General features: G+C 57.6%; 18 protein-coding genes. All 18 read left to right on the plus strand.

Annotated elements, in window-relative coordinates; genetic code table 11:
• Positions 1–260 (plus strand): ornithine carbamoyltransferase (locus tag NZ823_13565; protein ID MCS6806152.1); only part of this gene is annotated, 260 nt, incomplete at its 5' end.
• 240 nt (positions 261–500) lie between these two features.
• Entirely contained in the window at positions 501–1,517 is a 1,017-nt protein-coding gene (locus NZ823_13570; protein ID MCS6806153.1) for a polysaccharide biosynthesis/export family protein, read from the plus strand.
• A 133-nt stretch (positions 1,518–1,650) separates the two neighbouring features.
• Positions 1,651–2,943 (plus strand): tetratricopeptide repeat protein, encoded by a 1,293-nt coding sequence (locus NZ823_13575; protein MCS6806154.1) that lies wholly within the window; start codon positions 1,651–1,653, stop codon positions 2,941–2,943.
• Between the two features lie 384 nt (positions 2,944–3,327).
• On the plus strand, positions 3,328–4,329 hold the full coding sequence (locus NZ823_13580; protein ID MCS6806155.1) for a GDP-mannose 4,6-dehydratase: 1,002 nt from the start codon (positions 3,328–3,330) through the stop codon (positions 4,327–4,329).
• Between the two features lie 39 nt (positions 4,330–4,368).
• Positions 4,369–5,901 (plus strand): oligosaccharide flippase family protein, encoded by a 1,533-nt coding sequence (locus NZ823_13585; GenBank protein MCS6806156.1) that lies wholly within the window; start codon positions 4,369–4,371, stop codon positions 5,899–5,901.
• Positions 5,902–5,928: 27 nt separating this feature from the next.
• Positions 5,929–6,720 carry a class I SAM-dependent methyltransferase gene (locus tag NZ823_13590; protein ID MCS6806157.1) on the plus strand — a complete coding sequence of 264 codons (792 nt, stop codon included), beginning with the start codon at positions 5,929–5,931 and terminating at the stop codon, positions 6,718–6,720.
• 24 nt (positions 6,721–6,744) lie between these two features.
• On the plus strand, positions 6,745–7,494 hold the full coding sequence (locus tag NZ823_13595; GenBank protein ID MCS6806158.1) for an acylneuraminate cytidylyltransferase family protein: 750 nt from the start codon (positions 6,745–6,747) through the stop codon (positions 7,492–7,494).
• Positions 7,495–7,520: 26 nt separating this feature from the next.
• Positions 7,521–8,312, plus strand: coding sequence for an aldolase/citrate lyase family protein (locus NZ823_13600; protein ID MCS6806159.1), 792 nt, complete (start codon positions 7,521–7,523; stop codon positions 8,310–8,312).
• A 131-nt stretch (positions 8,313–8,443) separates the two neighbouring features.
• Complete coding sequence (locus tag NZ823_13605) at positions 8,444–9,424, plus strand: glycosyltransferase family 2 protein (protein ID MCS6806160.1); 981 nt, start codon at positions 8,444–8,446, stop codon at positions 9,422–9,424.
• Positions 9,408–10,055 (plus strand): cyclase family protein, encoded by a 648-nt coding sequence (locus NZ823_13610; protein ID MCS6806161.1) that lies wholly within the window; start codon positions 9,408–9,410, stop codon positions 10,053–10,055. The genes NZ823_13605 and NZ823_13610 overlap by 17 nt, the downstream gene beginning before the upstream one ends.
• Before the next feature lie 3 nt (positions 10,056–10,058).
• Positions 10,059–11,006, plus strand: a complete 948-nt coding sequence (locus tag NZ823_13615) for a phosphoglycerate dehydrogenase (protein ID MCS6806162.1) — start codon at positions 10,059–10,061, stop codon at positions 11,004–11,006.
• Entirely contained in the window at positions 11,003–11,752 is a 750-nt protein-coding gene (locus tag NZ823_13620; GenBank protein MCS6806163.1) for an SDR family oxidoreductase, read from the plus strand. Before NZ823_13615 ends, NZ823_13620 begins: the two co-directional genes overlap by 4 nt.
• 6 nt (positions 11,753–11,758) lie before the next feature.
• Entirely contained in the window at positions 11,759–12,571 is an 813-nt protein-coding gene (locus NZ823_13625; GenBank protein MCS6806164.1) for a class I SAM-dependent methyltransferase, read from the plus strand.
• A gap of 17 nt (positions 12,572–12,588) precedes the next feature.
• The gene (locus tag NZ823_13630; protein ID MCS6806165.1) at positions 12,589–13,749 is read left to right on the plus strand and encodes a glycosyltransferase; all 1,161 of its coding nucleotides are present in this window, start codon (positions 12,589–12,591) and stop codon (positions 13,747–13,749) included.
• Positions 13,746–14,810 carry a Gfo/Idh/MocA family oxidoreductase gene (locus tag NZ823_13635; protein MCS6806166.1) on the plus strand — a complete coding sequence of 355 codons (1,065 nt, stop codon included), beginning with the start codon at positions 13,746–13,748 and terminating at the stop codon, positions 14,808–14,810. Before NZ823_13630 ends, NZ823_13635 begins: the two co-directional genes overlap by 4 nt.
• A 35-nt stretch (positions 14,811–14,845) precedes the next feature.
• A complete protein-coding gene (locus NZ823_13640; protein ID MCS6806167.1) occupies positions 14,846–16,042 on the plus strand; it encodes a hypothetical protein in 1,197 nt (398 codons plus the stop codon).
• Between the two features lie 140 nt (positions 16,043–16,182).
• Positions 16,183–16,437, plus strand: a complete 255-nt coding sequence (locus NZ823_13645) for a type II toxin-antitoxin system HicB family antitoxin (protein MCS6806168.1) — start codon at positions 16,183–16,185, stop codon at positions 16,435–16,437.
• Positions 16,430–16,651, plus strand: a complete 222-nt coding sequence (locus NZ823_13650) for a type II toxin-antitoxin system HicA family toxin (protein MCS6806169.1) — start codon at positions 16,430–16,432, stop codon at positions 16,649–16,651. Before NZ823_13645 ends, NZ823_13650 begins: the two co-directional genes overlap by 8 nt.
• Positions 16,652–16,746 lie beyond the last annotated feature (95 nt).

Consider the following 16,746-nt stretch of genomic DNA (forward strand, 5'->3'; position numbering starts at 1 on the left):
ATCCCAAGAGTTGGGGATGCCTGGATCTGTTCAAGCAACCGGAAGAATCGCTCAAACTCGCTGCCAACTACAAGCATTGGATTTGTGATGAAGCCAAGATGAAATTGACCAAACCGGATTCGATATACATGCACTGCTTGCCGGCAGACCGCGGCTACGAAGTGACGGATGAAGTGATTGATGGACCTCATTCGGTTGTCTACGACGAGGCGGAGAATCGGCTCCACACGGCCAAAGCGATCATGGCCCTGACGATGTAAGGCGCTTCTTACAGCAGCTTGTAGGGCGTGCGAGGGCCTGACAAGCTGAACTGCTTGCCCGCCTGACAATGCGATACCAATTGCGGAGAAAAAGACCACATTCATAGAGTCAAAAAGCATGGCAAGACCTGAACTGACTGAGCGGGCCTCCGCACCGACCGTTCGAACCCATGCCTCATGACAAAATGCGAGAATTAGTTTATCCTTAGCGCCTCGTTACATGCAGCAGGAGGTGTTGTCGTGAAGCGATGTGGTTGTGCCTTGATTGTTTTGATGATCATGATTAGCCCAGCCGGGCGTGCATACGCGCAGCAACGGGCCGCTCAGCAATCGGAAGATGTCCAGTCGCCTCCGGCCAAATCGCTCAAGCGATTGCCAGCGCATCCGCACGCGGAATACATCATCAGTCCGGGTGATGTGCTTTCTATCCGCGTGTTCCAGCAGCCGGACATGAGCGGTGAAATGCGCGTGAGCGCGCAAGGGTATATCCGCATCATGTTCGTCGAGGAGCCAATCAAAGCGGCTGGGTTGACGGAGTGGGAGCTGGCCGATTTGATCAAGGAGAAACTTCGTGTGGTGTTGCGTGATCCGCAAGTCTCCGTGCAGGTGAAAGAAGGGCGCCAGGATTTTGCTTACATCCTAGGTGCTGTCAATGAAGCGATGCCTGTGCCCGTTGATTCGGACACGCGGCTGCTGACCATGATCGCGCGCGCCAAAGGCTTATCCGAGCGAGCTGGGCCGGTGGCCTACATCTTGCGCGGGAGTGTCTGGGCTGGTGTGCACACGCCGGCTTCAGCCGACGAGGACGAAGTGCGACTTAGTGCCGTAATCGAGACCGTTGATTTGACCAAAATGATGAAAGGAGCCGTTGAGCTGAACAAGCGCATCTATGCCGGCGATGTGGTGAGCATTCCGGAAGCTGGCAAAGTGTTCGTTGGCGGCGCCGTCAATAAACCTGATGCGTTTGATCTGCGCGGCGAGTTAACCTTGACGCAGGCCATCACGCTGGCGAACGGCACGAAACCCGATGCCAAGAAGAGTCGCGTCACTATTGTGCGGCAAGACCCGGATAGATCGTCCCTGATCGAGCTGGCGGTCAATCTAAGCGAAATCGAGCGAGACCCTAAAAAAGACGTTAAGCTGCAAGTGGGTGATGTCGTCTATGTGCCATCATCAACCGCTAAGAACTTGGGACTAGCTTTGCTCAATTCCCTGGCGGTACAAGCGGCGCTGTTGCCCATCTACATCATACGCTAAGTTTTTAATCAACAAGGAGTGTTTCATATCACCGGTGGTGATGCGGGAAACACGATGAAGAACAAGCACCGATTGACTGATTGAAAATCTGTTCATCAGTGAATCTGTGCCTACATTTTCAGCAGGAGTGGTCGTGCAACTGTTGGCCTTTTGGAAGCGAGCTGGATTACTGTTGTTGTTCGGCAGTTTGCTGCTGCTTGGATACCTGCACGCTTATAACCGTGTTCGCAGTCAGATGCTCAACCTCACCGTCGGCGATGCGGGAAATTTGCATCGCTCGTTGGCGTTGAATCCACAGCAGCCGGCGGTGCACAGCCGATTGGGAATGTATTACCTCTCCAATCCAATCCTGTTTGACCCTGAGCGGGCGTTGCATCATTTTCAAGCAGCCGTGCAGCTTGAGCCATTTTCTCATCGAGCCTGGTCGGATGTCGCCCGCGGCTATGAGCAGATGAATCAACCAACGCAGGCTGCTGCCGCATATCAGATGGCCATCACGCTGGCTCCTCACTTCTTTCGGCCTCACTGGATGTATGCCAATTTTTTATTGCGTCAAGGCCAGATCGAGTCGGCCATAGCAGCATTTCGTCGCGTCGTTGAAATTGATCCACGTTCCAGTGAAGCGGTTTGCCAAACGCTATGGCAAGCTACAGGCGGCGACGCGGGCGCCGTGGCGCGATTCGGTCACAGCTTGCAAACAGCCGGCGCTCAATGGGGCATTGGTCAATGTTTGGCTCAACGCGGTCAATACGGGCCGAGCCTTGAGCTATGGCGGGCCGTGCCTGCTGCTGACCCGCTGAAGCGGGAAGCCGGTCGCTGGCTCCTGGCCTCACTGAGAGAGGCCAAACAATGGTCTTACTTGAATGAAGTGTGGCGCGAAGTCGCACCCCTCGTAGAGCCGCACACATCGCCCGCCGAGGATCTCTTCTGGAATGGTGGATTTGAGCGGGAGCCGATTCGATACGGCTTTGATTGGGTCATCAGTAGCACTGAGCAGGTCGAGGCGCGAATGGATACGACAACCGCGCATCAAGGCCGTCGCTCGTTGCGGCTGGATTTCAAGCATCACCAAAATGTCTTTTATGATGGCGTCAGCCATGATCTGGCCGTGAGGCCGCTGACGCGTTACCGGTTGCAGTTTTATTACAAGACTGAAGGTCTCCTTGCTACTCACGGTGTAGCGGTTGTTCTGACTGACGTGGAGGATTCCGGGCGATTCCGCGTGCAGTCAGCGCCGCTCAGCGCAGAGCCCGATTGGACGCTCGGCCAGATGGAACTGACCACGCCGGCAGAGACGCGATTCATTCGACTGACGCTTGTCCGGTTGGTCGGTGAGAAAATCTATGACTTCATTCAGGGTCGAGTGTGGTTTGATTCATTTGCCTTCATGCCTGTTGATCATGCCGCCGCTCAGTCGCGCTCTTGAAGTAAGAGGGGACGTGCCAGTGGCACGTATGCTCGGATGCGTGTTAGGATAACCGCGGTCTAAAAGGGGAGCCCGGATCCAAAAATATGACTCACGAGACTCGGCAAAGCCGACTTGGCAAGGGATATGCCTTGCAGGGCGGCAGCCTGTCTGAGTGTGAGAGGCCACTCAACTATCGAACGGCGCTGACCGGCTAAAACGCGGCCAGCAAATTGTCGGCCAACCTGATCCACACGCGAACTTGCAAGGTTCGAAATTGCCAGTGTCGCAAGGGAGCGCCTCGAGGCACGCCGGAAAAAGCCGGTGAAGTTGGCGCGCTTGATAACGCGCGTGTAGGATTTTGTTTGCGCTGCGCCCGTTGTGGATGAAAGCTTGAGCACTCACATGGCGAGCATTTTATTGACTGGTTGCGCCGGCTTCATCGGCGCGAAGGTGTGTGAAACGCTGCTGGAGATGGGCCATGCCGTTGTCGGCGTGGATAATCTGAACCAAGCTTACGATGTGCGGCTCAAGCAATGGCGGCTGTCTCAACTGACTGGCCGGGCAGGATTCACGTTTCACCCGCTGGACATTGTAGACCGTCATGCTATGCGACGTTTCTGGACGGAGTCATTTTCGGCAAACCGCTCGAATACATCTGGGTGGAGCGCGGTGATCAATCTGGCCGCGCGCGCCGGCGTGCGGCCGTCAGTGGAGGACCCGTGGCTCTATTACGATACCAATGTGACCGGGACACTTAATCTGTTGGAGTTGTGCCACGAGTTCGGCGTGCGGAAATTTGTGCAAGCGTCCACCTCAAGCGTGTATGGTGACAGCGCCGTTCAACCGTTTACCGAAGATGCTGTGACGGATCGTCCACTGTCGCCTTATGCAGCGTCCAAAAAAGCTGCCGAGGTGTTATGTCACACCTATCATCATCTGTATGGGCTGGATGTCACTGTGCTGCGTTACTTCACCGTCTATGGGCCAGCCGGACGTCCCGATATGAGTATGTTTCGCTTCGTGCAATGGATTAGCCGGGGCCGACCCGTCACGATCTATGGCGATGGCCAGCAATCGCGCGATTTCACCTATGTGGACGATGTCGCTCACGGGACAGTAGCCGGGCTGAAGCCGCTTGGTTACGAAGTGATCAATTTAGGATCAGACCGTCCGGTGGTCTTGATAGAAATCATTCGCTTGATTGAAGACCGGCTGGGACGCCGCGCGCGGCTTGAGTTCGAACCGCGACATCCCGCTGATGTGTTGGCTACATGGGCGAACATTGAAAAAGCTGGTCGGTTGTTAGAGTGGCGTCCACACACAGCGATTGAAACAGGAGTAGAGCGGTTGGTCAGTTGGTATCAGGAGAATGAATCCTGGGCGCAGCACCTTGCCACAGAGTGACGGTGACAGAAGCCCGGCGGATGACCATGCAGAATTAGCATGCAAAGATCGCAAGACACTCAGCATGATCGGCCCGCGCAGGGGTTGACCCAGCGCACGTTGGGAGGTTTGTTCTGGGCCTCGTCAGGCGCGTTGGTTCAACTTGTATTGCAGGTGGCCACGCTCGTGTTGTTTGCTCGTTTACTGACGCCGGCCGATTTTGGCCTGATCGGCGCGGCGATGGTGATCATTGGATTTGGTCAGATTTTTGCTCAGCTCAGTGTTGGTTCAGCGATAGTGCAACGGGCGAGGCTGGCGGCTCGGCATGTGCGCACCGGTTTTACGCTGTCGCTGTTGCTGGGCATGCTGTTGAGTGGTTTGATGGTCGTATTGGCGCCGTTGATCGCGCAATTTTTCCGCATGTCGGCGCTGACGCCGGTTGTGCAAGCCTTGGCGCCGATCTTTTTGTTGAGAGGGGTTGGTGTAGTGGCTGCGGCGCTGCTGCAGCGGAACATGCGATTTCGTTTGTTAGCGCGTGTCGAGATTATTTCGTTTGGCATTGGCTATGGCGTAGTCGGTTTGACGTTAGCGTGGTTGGGGTACGGTGTATGGGCGCTGGTTGGCGCTCATCTTGGCCAGGTTACTTTAGAGACGATGATGTTACTGATCGCGCAGCCGCATCCGAAGCGGTTTGCAGTGAACAGGCGTGCCTGCCGCGAGCTGATGGCGTTCGGCAGCGGATTTACAATGGCCAAGGTGGCTAACTTTTTTGCGCTTCAGGGCGATAACATGGTGGTCGGGCGATGGCTCGGCGCGGATGCCCTGGGACTCTACAGTCGCGCGTACCGGTTGATGTCGTTTCCGGCGAATCTGTTTGGCGAGACGGTCGAGCGTGTTTTATTTCCGGCGCTCTCGCAAGCGCAAGATGATGACCAACGGTTGAGCATGGCTTATCGGCGTGGCATGGCATTGACGGCGTTGCTGGTCATGCCGGCCAGCGCCATCGCGATTGTGCTCGGGCCGGAGCTGGTCCATGTAGCCTTGGGGCCATCCTGGAAGGGCGCTGTGCTGCCACTGCAAGTGCTCGCTGTGGGCATGTTCTTTCGCACTGGTTACAAGTTGAGCGGGACGCTGGCGCGGGCCAAAGGAGCCGTGCATCGGCTGGCCTTTTATCATGCCATCTATGCGGTCTTGGTGGTCGCCGGCGCATGGATTGGTCATTGGGCTGGCCTTGCTGGAGTGGCCTGGGGCGTGGTTGGCGCGTTGGCAATTCAGTATCTGTTGCTGGCTCGACTGAGCATATCGGTGACGTCACTTCGATGGCGCGAGTTCATTGGCGCGCACGCTTCAGCCGTTGCACTGACGGTCGTCGTCGCCATGATTGTTTGGAGCGTGGCAGCGTGGCTGCGCGGATGGGAAGCATCGGCGGCATTGGTGTTGATCGGCGCGTTGATCGCTGTGGGCATGAGCCTGTGTGTGTTGATTTGGCTTGCGCCGGTTTTCTGGCTGGGCAAGGACGGCGTGTGGTGGTTACACACGTTGTCGCGCTACGGCTCGCTCGATTTCAAGCTGCTCAGATACGTCAAGACGTGATTCCGGCCTACGAGTTTCGTGGGTGGCATGAGCCGCATCATTGCTGTGATGGTCGAGCCGACGAGTCTGACAGAAAAATCCTATTGGGATCGCAAATGGGACGCGCGCGCGCCTGCGCGGCGGCTCAATCTGCGCGAGTATCTCAATAGTCGAATCGCGGCGATGCTGGCCGACGTGCTACCGCCTACGCCGGCGCGTGTGCTGGAAGTTGGCGCGGCCGATTCGCTCTGGCTGCCATATCTTGGAAGCACGTATGGCTATGAGGTCGTAGGCGTGGATTATTCCCGCGTTGGCTGCCAGCGGCTCGTCGCCAATCTGGCGGAGATGCCTGGCGAAGCGATGGTGGTTGAAGGCGATGTGACTCAGCCATGTTTCGCGCCGGGCAGCTTTGACGTGGTATTCTCAAATGGCTTTATCGAGCATTTCACCGAGTATGGCCAGTTGGTCGCGCTGTTCCGGTCGTGGCTCAAACCGCGTGGCTTATTGATCACGCTGGTGCCCAACAAGCATTATGCGTTTCGTTATGTGGAGCAGTGGATCGCGCCGACGCAGTACCACGCGCATGTGTTGATCGAACCGAGCGATTTGCAAAAGGCCTATGAGCAAGCCGGATTGCAAGAGATCGTAGCCGGCTATCTCGGCTCGTTCGCCACGTGGAAGTACAACAGCAAAGCCAAAGGGCTGACACGCTGGCTGCTGCGCGTCTCAGCCAAAGCGATCGGTTGGCCCGTTCACACCGTGTTGAGAACAACTGGGTGGACGCCTGAGAGCCGAATGTTTTCTCCGCTGGTGTACGCCGTCGGTCGAGCGCCGCAGTGAACAGTGAAGCCAGGAGCGAAACTGATGAACGTAGCCATTATCACTGCCCGCGCAGGCAGCAAATCAATCCTCAACAAAAATGTGATGCCAGTGGCCGGTCGTCCGCTGATCGCCTATCCGATTGAAGCAGCTCGGCAGGCGCGGCTGATCGAGCGCGTCTATGTCTCTACCGACGGTGACGCGATTGCTCGTGTGGCCGAACAACTGGGTTGCGAGATCATCTGGCGACCCGACGAGCTGGGCGGCGACCATGTCAACCACGGCGATGTGATTAAACACGCGGTCGAGACCGTTGATGCTCGCATCGCGACGTTACAGAATGTGGTGTTGCTGCTCGGCAATACCGTCATGATTGACGGCGAGTTGATTGATCAGGCACTCACGCTGCTTGGCGAGCGCGATGATATAGATTCGGTGATGAGCGTTTGGGAGGCGGCTGATGATCATCCTTACCGTGCGCTGCGGATCAGAGAAGACGGGTTGATTGATACGTTTGGCGATGCGCCTCGGCTGGTCTCGACCGAGCGGCAGTCCTATCCGAAAGCCTACTACTACGATCAAGGCGTCTGGGCTTTCCGCAAAGACTGCGTGCAACGACGCGATGGTCCCAATCCCTGGTGGTGGATGGGCAAGCGCGTCGCGCCGATCATTCGCACATGGATCACCGGGCGCGATATTCACACGTTGTTCGACGCGGCCATCGCTGAATGGTACGTGCAGAATCGCCAGATGATTAAAGCCTCGCTGGAAGAGCGCACGCTGAGCCTTCCCTGAGAGGCATTACGGCGCGTCGAGGTAATATGAAAAACCTACGCCAACGATTACGCGCCGGTGATTACGTCATCGGCAGTTGGATTAGCTCTGGCAGTCCGGTCGTCGCGGAGTTGATGGCCGCGATGGGCTTTGACTTCCTGACGGTGGATGTAGAGCATTCAGCAGTCGAGTTACCTGAGACGCAGGCGTTGTTTCAGGCGATTCGGTCCGGGCATGCGGATTGCGCGCCGCTGGTGCGCTTGCCGGGCGATGAGTATGCCGTCACCAAACGCTACATGGATGCTGGCGCCGCCGGCGTGATTGCCCCGCTGATCAATCGGCCGGAGCAGGTCCATGCCATCGTGCGGGCGGTGAAGTATCCGCCGCTCGGTGAGCGTGGCGTCGGATTCTGTCGCGCTAATCAGTACGGCACGCGGCTGGAAGAGGCCGTAGCGGCGGCCAATGAAGAGACGCTCGTGTGCATTCAAATCGAACACGTTGACGGCCTGCGCCATCTGGACGAGATTCTTGCTGTGCCCGGCATTGATGCGGTGCTCATCGGCCCTTATGATCTGAGCGCCTCAATGGGATTGACGGCTCAGCTCGATCATCCTGATGTGCTGGCGGCCAAGCAGCGGATTCTCGCGGCCTGCCGCGCGCGCGGTCTCGCAGCCGGCATCCACGTTGTGCAGCCCGACGTGGATCAAGCTGTGCATTACTTACAGCAAGGCTATCGCATGATCGCTTACAGCCTCGACATTACCATGCTCGCATGCCTGTGTCGGCAAGGACTTGGTGAAATCCGACGGCGAGTTCCGCAGTCGGCGAGCGCCGCGTGAGCGATCAACTCGCGTTGCTGGCTCTTTACTCGCTCCGTAGTCATCAGACGGCGCCGGCGAGCGCCGCGTGAATGCTCAATGCGCCTTGCTGGCGCACAAAACCAAAATCGGCTCATGTAACACCTTGGTCTATGGCTCCGCGCGTTTCCATTGTCATCCGTTGTTTTAATGAAGAGGAACATATTGGTCGTCTGCTCAGCGGCATCATGCAGCAGACGGTGACCGATGTGGAAATCATCGTGGTGGATTCTGGTTCGACCGATGCCACGCTCTCCATTGCCACGCGCTATCCGGTGAAGGTCTTGACGATTCGTCCTGAAGAATTTTCCTTCGGTCGTTCGCTCAATACCGGTTGTCAGGCGGCCACGGCTGAGTTCATCGTCATCTGCAGCGCGCACACTTATCCGGTTTATAACGACTGGCTCGAACAATTGCTTGCTCCGTTTGCCGATCCGCGCATCGCGCTGGCTTACGGCAAGCAGCGCGGCCATGAACAGACCAAGTATGCTGAGCAGCAAGTCTTTGCTCATTGGTTTCCTGCTCAGTCCAATTGGTGTCAGGCTCACCCATTTTGCAATAACGGCAATGCCGCGATTCGCCGGTCGCTCTGGCAGCAATGGCCGTATAACGAGGAGCTAACCGGGCTAGAGGATTTGGATTGGGCGCATCGCATGATCACCGAAGGGTATCGTCTTGCCTATGTGGCTGAGGCGGAGGTCGTGCATGTGCATAACGAAACATGGCGTCAGATTTACAATCGCTATCGGCGCGAAGCAATCGCCTTCAAACGCATCTTTCCTCACGAGCAATTCGGCTTGTGGGATTTGATCCGATTATTCACATCGAATGTGCTCAGCGATTATTACCATGCGTGGCAGGATCGAGTCTTGTTGCAGCATCTCGTTGAGATTCCATTGTTCCGATGGATGCAATTTTACGGGACGTATCGCGGCTATGGGCATCGTGGGCCGATCACGGGTCCGCTGCGTCAGACGTTCTATTATCCTCGCGCGTTGACTCGACCGACGCCCCAGATGGATGCGACCCGCCGGCATCGAGCGATTGATTACAACCGGTCGGCGCAGGAGAAATCTGTTGGTCAAGTACGTTGACATCTCATTGCCGATCAGTCCGGCGTTGCCGACGTGGCCGGGCGCGCCGCCTGTGGCGTTTGAGCGGCGGCTGGACATGGCGCGCGGCGACGCGGTCAACGATACAAATATGTTTTGCAACGTCCATGTGGGCACGCACATTGACGCGCCGTTGCATCACCTTGAAGATGGGTTGAGCGCGGCCGAGTTGCCGCTGGAGTCTTGCATCGGGCCGGCGCTGGTCGCCGATGCGTCTGATGCGGACGTCATCACAGCGGCGAGGCTTGATGCGCTGGGCGTGCCGCCGATGGTTGAACGATTGCTCTTGCGCACGCGCAATTCGCAATGGTGGGCGGCTGGCGTGCGCGAGTTTCGCGCCGATTACGTGGCGCTCACAGCCGAGGCGGCCCAGTGGATTGTGGAGCGCGGCATCCGGCTGATCGGCGTGGATTATCTGTCAGTCCAACGCTATCAGGACGGCCCTGAGACGCATAGGATTTTGCTCCGCGCCGGCGTGATCGTGCTGGAAGGAGTCTCGTTAGCGCACGTCTCGCCCGGACTGTATGAATTGATTTGCTTGCCAATGAAACTCGTTGGCGTGGACGGCGCGCCGGCGCGAGCGATCTTGAAACAGATGGAGGCGTCACGCTGATCTATGCGGTGGAAAGTGCTCATCTCGGCGCCTTACATGCAACCGGTGATTGATCGTTTCCGCTCCATGTGGGCTGAGCATGGGATCGAAGTGGTCGTGCCGCCCGTCAATGAGCGACTCGAAGAAGAGGCATTGTTGCAATGGATCGGCGATATTGACGGCGTGATCTGCGGCGATGATCGGTTTACCGAGCGCGTGCTTCAAGCCGCGCCCAAGCTGAAGGTCATCGCCAAATGGGGCACAGGCATTGACTCGATTGATCGAGCCGCCTGTGAGCGTCTGGGCATCGTTGTGCGCAATACGCCGAATGCGTTCAGCGAGCCGGTGGCCGATTCGGTGCTCGGTTACATGCTCTGCTTTGCCCGTCAACTGCCGTGGATGGACCGACAGATGAAACATGGCGTCTGGCAAAAGATACCGGGTCGGGCGCTCGGTGAGTGCACGCTCGGAGTCATCGGTGTGGGAAATGTTGGCAAAGCGGTTGTGCGTCGGGCAGTGGCCTTCGGCATGACGGTGCTGGGCAATGACCTCGTGGCCATGCCAGACGAATTTCTGCAACAAACCGGCTTGACGATGGTCGCCAAGGACGAATTGCTCCGACAGGCCGATTTCATCAGCTTGAACTGTGATTTGAACCCGACCAGCTTTCATCTGATCAGCGATGCCGAATTCGAGTTGATGAAACCGAGCGCCGTGTTGATCAACACCGCGCGCGGCCCTGTGGTGGATGAGCCGGCGCTGATCCGCGCGTTGCAAACGGGGCGCATTGCCGGCGCTGCGTTGGATGTATTCGAGACAGAACCGCTGCCTGCCGACAGCCCGCTGCGGCAGATGGACAATGTGCTGCTGGCTCCGCACAATGCCAACAGCAGTCCGCAGGCCTGGGAGCATGTCCACCATCGGACGATACAACATCTGCTGGACGAGTTATACCGGAGGTCAGAACGATGAGTCGCGTGGCGCTGATCACGGGCGTCGCCGGTGGCATCGGTCGAGCGACGGCGCAACTGTTCTCATCAGCCGGCTGGCAAGTCATTGGCGTTGATCGAACGCCAGCGGCTGACTACGACGGCGTGACTCACTATATGCAGGTTGACGTGTCGGTTGAAACCGACGTCTGCCAGGCCGCCCAACGCCTCGCAAAACAGATTGAGCGACTCGATACGCTGATCAACAATGCAGCGATACAAATTTGCAAGCCGATCATGCAGATGAGCGTCGCTGAATGGGACATGACAATGGCTGTGAATGTGCGAGCAGCCTTTCTCTGGACGAAAGCTGTGCATCCATGGCTATGCGCCCAGCGGGGCAGCATTGTCAACGTCAGCTCGGTGCATGCTGTGGCGACATCGGCGCAGATGGCCGCCTATGCTGCCAGCAAGGGCGCTCTGCTCGCGTTGACGCGCGCTTTGGCCATTGAGCTGGCGCCCGACGGCATTCGCGTGAACGCCGTGTTGCCCGGCGCGGTCAATACGCCGATGCTGCACGCCGGGTTGACCCGGGGACATCTGGTCGGTGCTGACCTTGCCGACAAGCTCGCTGCGTTGGCGCAAAGAACCGTCATCGGACGTGTCGCTGAGCCTGATGAGATTGCCCGCGCGATACTCTTCCTGGCTGACAATCAGCAATCATCGTTCATGACCGGTCAGGCGTTGATTGTGGATGGAGGCGCGACGACTCGCCTGAGCACGGAGTAATGCGTGATGTCAGCCAAACTCAAACTGGCGCTCTGGTACTTGAAGCAGCCAAAACTCTATCCCGAATTATTCCGTCGGGTCAGGCGCAAAGTGCAGACTCTCGGCGTCAATCACGCTGAGATCAAGCAGCAGGTTGCACAGTGGTGTGAAGCGCAAGCTGTGGATACACGTGATGCAATCCTGCAATTGACCGGCTGGACGACGTTCGCGCCGGTGGCTGAACTGTTTGCCGAGCCACTCCGAGCGGCGCAGAAACGTGTCGAACGCTACACGGTCATCAGCGGGCCGGGCAATCTGGACCTGATCTACCATCTGACGGAGTTCTTGCAAGCAGAACGAGTCGTGGAAACGGGCGTGGCCTATGGGTGGTCGTCGCTAGCTTTTCTGCTGTCGCTCCGTCGGCGACCGGCAGCGCGACTCATCAGCACAGACCTGCCCTATGCGTTCAATCAAGACCAATCGTATGTCGGCTGCGTTGTGCCGCCGGCGTTGCGGGCGCAATGGCAACTGCTCTGCGGCGCCGACCGCGAGGTCTTGCCTTCGGCGTTGGCGCAACTCAGGCCAATTGATCTGTGCCACTACGACAGCGACAAGTCCTACGAAGGTCGCCTCTGGGCTTATCAACAATTGTGGGCGGCGCTCAGGCCGGGCGGCATTTTCATCTCAGATGATGTGGACGACAATTGGGGCTTCAGAGATTTTTGTCACTGCGTAGCTCAGCCGCCGTTGATTGTGCGTTCGCCGGCAACACGCGGCGTCAAATATGTCGGCGTGCTGGTCAAGCCGGCGTCGCAGATGACGCAACCTGGAGGCCGATAAAGTCGGGAGCACTCACCATGGCGCAACGTCCAACGAGGCGTGTCATCGCAGAGCCACAGCGGCAAAAGCTGTTGATCCTTCGGCCAACGATGGGGCAGGGCGGCGCAGATCGCATTACGCTGACGCTGCTCAGTGCTCTGGATCGTCGGCTGTTTGATCTTTCGTTGGCGCTCTTGCGCGCTGAAGGGGACTTTCTCGCCGATGTGCCGGACGATGTGCCGATCACCTCGCTGAACGCATCGAGCGTGGCGACCGGTTGGCTGCCGTTGGCGCGCCTGTTGCGAGCGACTGAGCCGGATATTTTATTCTCGACATCGAGCGGGGCGAATCTGATGGCCGTCCTCGCGCGGCAGCTTGTCGGGCGGCGGATTCGCTTGGTATTGTCGGAACGCAATGTCCTATTTCACGGGCCGGTGACGATGAAACGACGTGTCGTCGTTTGGTTGAAGCGTTGGCTCTACCGGCGGGCTGATCTGGTGACCGCTGTCTCTGAAGGGGTCAAACAGGATCTGGTAGCGCGATTGGGGCTGCCGCCTCAGCGGATTCTGGTGGTCTACAATCCGGTTGTGACGGATGAGCTCGAATCGCTGGCAGCCGAGCCGGTAACTCATCCCTGGTTTGAAGAAGACCGGCCAATCATTCTGGGCGTCGGACGGTTGATCCCGCAGAAAGATTTTCAAACATTGATTCGCGCGTTTGCCCAGGTGCGCCGCGCATGGGACGCCCGATTGGTCATTCTGGGTGAAGGCCCATTGCGTCAGCAGTTGCTGCAACTGGCCAATGCTTGCGGCGTCGCGGCTGACGTCTCATTGCCCGGCTTCGATAAGAATCCGTTCAAGTACATGGCGCGATGCACACTCTTCGTTCTTTCTTCAACCGAGGAGGGCTTGCCTGGCGCGTTGATACAAGCTATGGCCTGCGGCGCGGCGGTGATCTCCACCGATTGCCCGGCCGGTCCCTCGGAGATCATTACGCCGGGCAGAGATGGTCGGCTCGTGCCGGTTGGCGATGTCCATGCGATGGCAACGGTGATATGCGAGCTGTTAGAGAATCCGTTGATGCGTCAACGCCTCGGAGAGCAGGCGCGGCAGGCAGCACAGCGGTTTGCTGTGGGCAACGTGATGGATCGGTATCTGGCTGCGTTGCTTAGTCGGCAGCCGGTCGGGAGTTTTGTGTGAAGACGTTCCAGGTTGGCATCGTAGGCTGCGGTCACATTTCACAGACGCATTTGAAGGCGTGGCGTCGAACCGCGGGCTGCCGTGTGCAGGGCGTCTTCGATGTTAATCGCGCACTGGCGGAGCAACGCGCCGGCCAGTTTCAGATCAGGACGGTCTATGACGACCTGGAGCAGTTGATCGCAAGCTGCGATGTTGTGGACGTCTGCACGCCGCCGCAGACGCATGCCGAAATTGCTCGTCGCGTGATCGAGGCAGGACGCGACCTACTGATTGAAAAACCGCTCGTCATGGACGTTGGTGAATGGGACCGACTGCGACAACTGATGGCTCGCTCGCCCAGTCGCGTGACGGTCGTTCACAACCTCAAATACACGCATGCAGTGCAGCAGGCCAAGCGCTGGATTGAGCAGGGACGCATTGGGCAGGTCATCAGCATTGCGCGTCAGTTTTTGACCAGTCCGCAGACGGATCGCATGTTGGTTGGCCAGGGGCATTGGTCACATGGATTGCCTGGGGGACGCTGGTTTGAAACGTTGCCGCACGAGCTATATGTGATTCACACGCTGGTCGGTCCGCTTCAGCCGATTCAGGTGACGGCGCTACATACGGCGCAGGCGCCGGCGGGCGCGCCGGCTGATCATGTCGTCGTGACGCTGGCGAGCGAGCGCTGCGTGGGCAGTATCCACTATTCGGCGCACTGTCAGTTGAACCGGCGGATGACGGTGATTCATGGAACCGATGGTGTGCTGGAGCTGGACACGTTGAGCGATGCGATTGTGCTACTGACGTCGCACGACCGTCAGTGGAAACGCGCGGTCGGCATGCCGTTTTTGGAGGCGGGGCGCGCCCTTGGGCGAATGATTCCAGATCGCATTGGCTATCTAGCTCGACGTGTGAGCGGCCAGTCCCCACATACGGCTTTGATTTGCGCGGTTGATCGCTATCTGCACGGCCAGGGGCCAGCGCCGACGCCACTCGATGAAATTGATTACGTAGTGAGAAACTGCGAACAGATCGGGCGCGAAATTGACCGGCAGTTGACCAGCGCAGCCCTCGCGTAGAAGCTCTCTGATCCCCGTGTGGTTGAAGAAGCGCCATGCCTCAGATTGACTTCATCATTTCCAACGACAGTCATCATGTGGCGATGTTTCTGCCAATTGTGCGGGCGTTGGCGGCATCGGGTCACTATCGCTGCCGCATTGTCTCGCTCTGCGAGTTTCGCGGGCTGGTTTCTCCCACCGGCCGATTTGACATGGAGCGGGTGAGTCTCAGGAAAGTGTTGCCAATCAAGATTCGTTCATCGCCGACGGTGGGGCAGCAAGTCGGCGGCATGCGTGCAACCGGCTTGCGACAACTGGCGCGAGCGGTGAGTTGGTTCGGGTTGTTGCAGCCGAACGTGCGGCGATGTTTTGACCGGGCGCCTGATTTAGTCGTCCTGCCCAACGATGCAGCGTTTCCCTATGATCATATTTGCCGATGGCTGCGCGCTCGCGGGATTCCGTTCCTGCTGGTTCAGGAAGGAATTCGCTTTCCGTTGCCGGGAGCGATTGATGGCGATACCTATGGACAAGGCGGCGCGGCTGCGGTCGCGGCATGGGGCCAGACCAGCGCTGACTATTTTCGTCGTCAGGGCGTCCCAGACGAGCGCATTCACCTGACAGGTAGCCCTCGTTACGATGAGCTGCTGGCCGCCGATTGGCAACCTGAAGCCCGGCGGCTTAAACAGCAATGGGGCTGGGACGATAAGAATTTGCTTTTCTTGTCTAATCCGATTGACGATCAAGGATTCTGCACAACGCCGGAGAAATATGATCTGATTCGCCGATTCATCCGCGCCATCGAACCGCTGTTTGACGATCCAGGATTTCGCTTGATTATCAAACTGCATGGACGCGAATCGTTGCGTGATGTGCAGGCGCTAGTTGCTGGTCTGGCCTATGCTCGGCAAATAAGCGTGCTGGGAGTTGGGCCGGTCTACCCGTTGTTTCTGTTATCGAGAGCGGCGATTGTGCTGGCTTCAACCGTTGGGTTAGAGGCGCTGTTGTTTGGGTTGCCGTTGGGTGTTTTGGAGATTCCGCGTGTTGGATTCGTGTATGATTATGTTGCTCGTGGCGCGGCGCGGGGTTTGACGTGGAGTCAGCCGATGCTTGGTCAAGTCCGCGAATTGCTTGATGGGGCGGTTGGCGACCGGGGATTGATCGAAGCCTACGTCAGTGAGACGCTGGTCGGGCGCGCGGGGGCGACAGATCGAGTCGTTCAGTTGATCGCCCGTTTGGTTGATGGGAATCGTTGATGTCGCCCATGACGACAGCCAGATGCGATGAGAATGGATCAGAGGCGGGAACGCCTGTGCCACATTCTCACAAGAATCGCACCTATGCAACAGCACGCCACGAAGCATGAAAATGGTTATTTTCGAAGGAGGGCTAATAGATGTTGCTCGAGTACATCCAAGAAGCTTTGGACAGGGCGCGATATGAACTTATTGATGATGAAGAACCGTACTATGGTGAAGTCCCGGAATTGGCGGGAGTGTGGGCCACAGGAAAAAGTTTAGAGGAATGTCGTAGGAATTTGAGAGAAGTCATAGAAGGCTGGATCATCGTTCGATTACAGAAAGGACTACCTGTGCCAAGGTTGGTTAAGAAGCGTCGTGGGAAGGTAAAGGAGATCCTGCTTCATGTCTAAGCTCTCGCCAGTATCATGGAAGGAGCTGGTACGGCGACTGCGCAAGCTTGGATTTGAAGGACCGTATCAGGGCGGCAAACACCCCTATATGCTGAAAGGTGACCTCGTTCTCACAATTCCTAATCCTCACCGCAAGGCTGTGAGTGTTGATTTGCTTGTTCGCATCTTGAAAAGGGCTAACATTAGTCACAAGGATTGGCTTCAAACGGGTTAGAGTCCTGTAGCGACCGGGGATTGATCGAAGCCTACGTCAGTGAGACGCTGGTCGGGCGCGCGGGGGCGACGGATCGAGTCGTTCAGTTGATCGCC

The sequence above is a fragment of the Blastocatellia bacterium genome, from assembly GCA_025054955.1.
Taxonomy (GTDB): domain Bacteria; phylum Acidobacteriota; class Blastocatellia; order HR10; family J050; genus JANWZE01.

Excerpts from the sequence above, each read along its gene's own strand:
- NZ823_13580 (MCS6806155.1), top strand. The coding sequence starts at position 3,328 with ATGGCGAGCATTTTATTGACTGGTTGCGCCGGCTTCATCGGCGCGAAG.
- NZ823_13585 (MCS6806156.1), top strand. The coding sequence starts at position 4,369 with ATGCAAAGATCGCAAGACACTCAGCATGATCGGCCCGCGCAGGGGTTG.
- NZ823_13590 (MCS6806157.1), top strand. The coding sequence starts at position 5,929 with ATGAGCCGCATCATTGCTGTGATGGTCGAGCCGACGAGTCTGACAGAA.
- NZ823_13595 (MCS6806158.1), top strand. The coding sequence starts at position 6,745 with ATGAACGTAGCCATTATCACTGCCCGCGCAGGCAGCAAATCAATCCTC.
- NZ823_13600 (MCS6806159.1), top strand. The coding sequence starts at position 7,521 with ATGAAAAACCTACGCCAACGATTACGCGCCGGTGATTACGTCATCGGC.
- NZ823_13605 (MCS6806160.1), top strand. The coding sequence starts at position 8,444 with ATGGCTCCGCGCGTTTCCATTGTCATCCGTTGTTTTAATGAAGAGGAA.
- NZ823_13615 (MCS6806162.1), top strand. The coding sequence starts at position 10,059 with ATGCGGTGGAAAGTGCTCATCTCGGCGCCTTACATGCAACCGGTGATT.
- NZ823_13620 (MCS6806163.1), top strand. The coding sequence starts at position 11,003 with ATGAGTCGCGTGGCGCTGATCACGGGCGTCGCCGGTGGCATCGGTCGA.
- NZ823_13625 (MCS6806164.1), top strand. The coding sequence starts at position 11,759 with ATGTCAGCCAAACTCAAACTGGCGCTCTGGTACTTGAAGCAGCCAAAA.
- NZ823_13630 (MCS6806165.1), top strand. The coding sequence starts at position 12,589 with ATGGCGCAACGTCCAACGAGGCGTGTCATCGCAGAGCCACAGCGGCAA.
- NZ823_13640 (MCS6806167.1), top strand. The coding sequence starts at position 14,846 with ATGCCTCAGATTGACTTCATCATTTCCAACGACAGTCATCATGTGGCG.
- NZ823_13645 (MCS6806168.1), top strand. The coding sequence starts at position 16,183 with ATGTTGCTCGAGTACATCCAAGAAGCTTTGGACAGGGCGCGATATGAA.
- NZ823_13650 (MCS6806169.1), top strand. The coding sequence starts at position 16,430 with ATGTCTAAGCTCTCGCCAGTATCATGGAAGGAGCTGGTACGGCGACTG.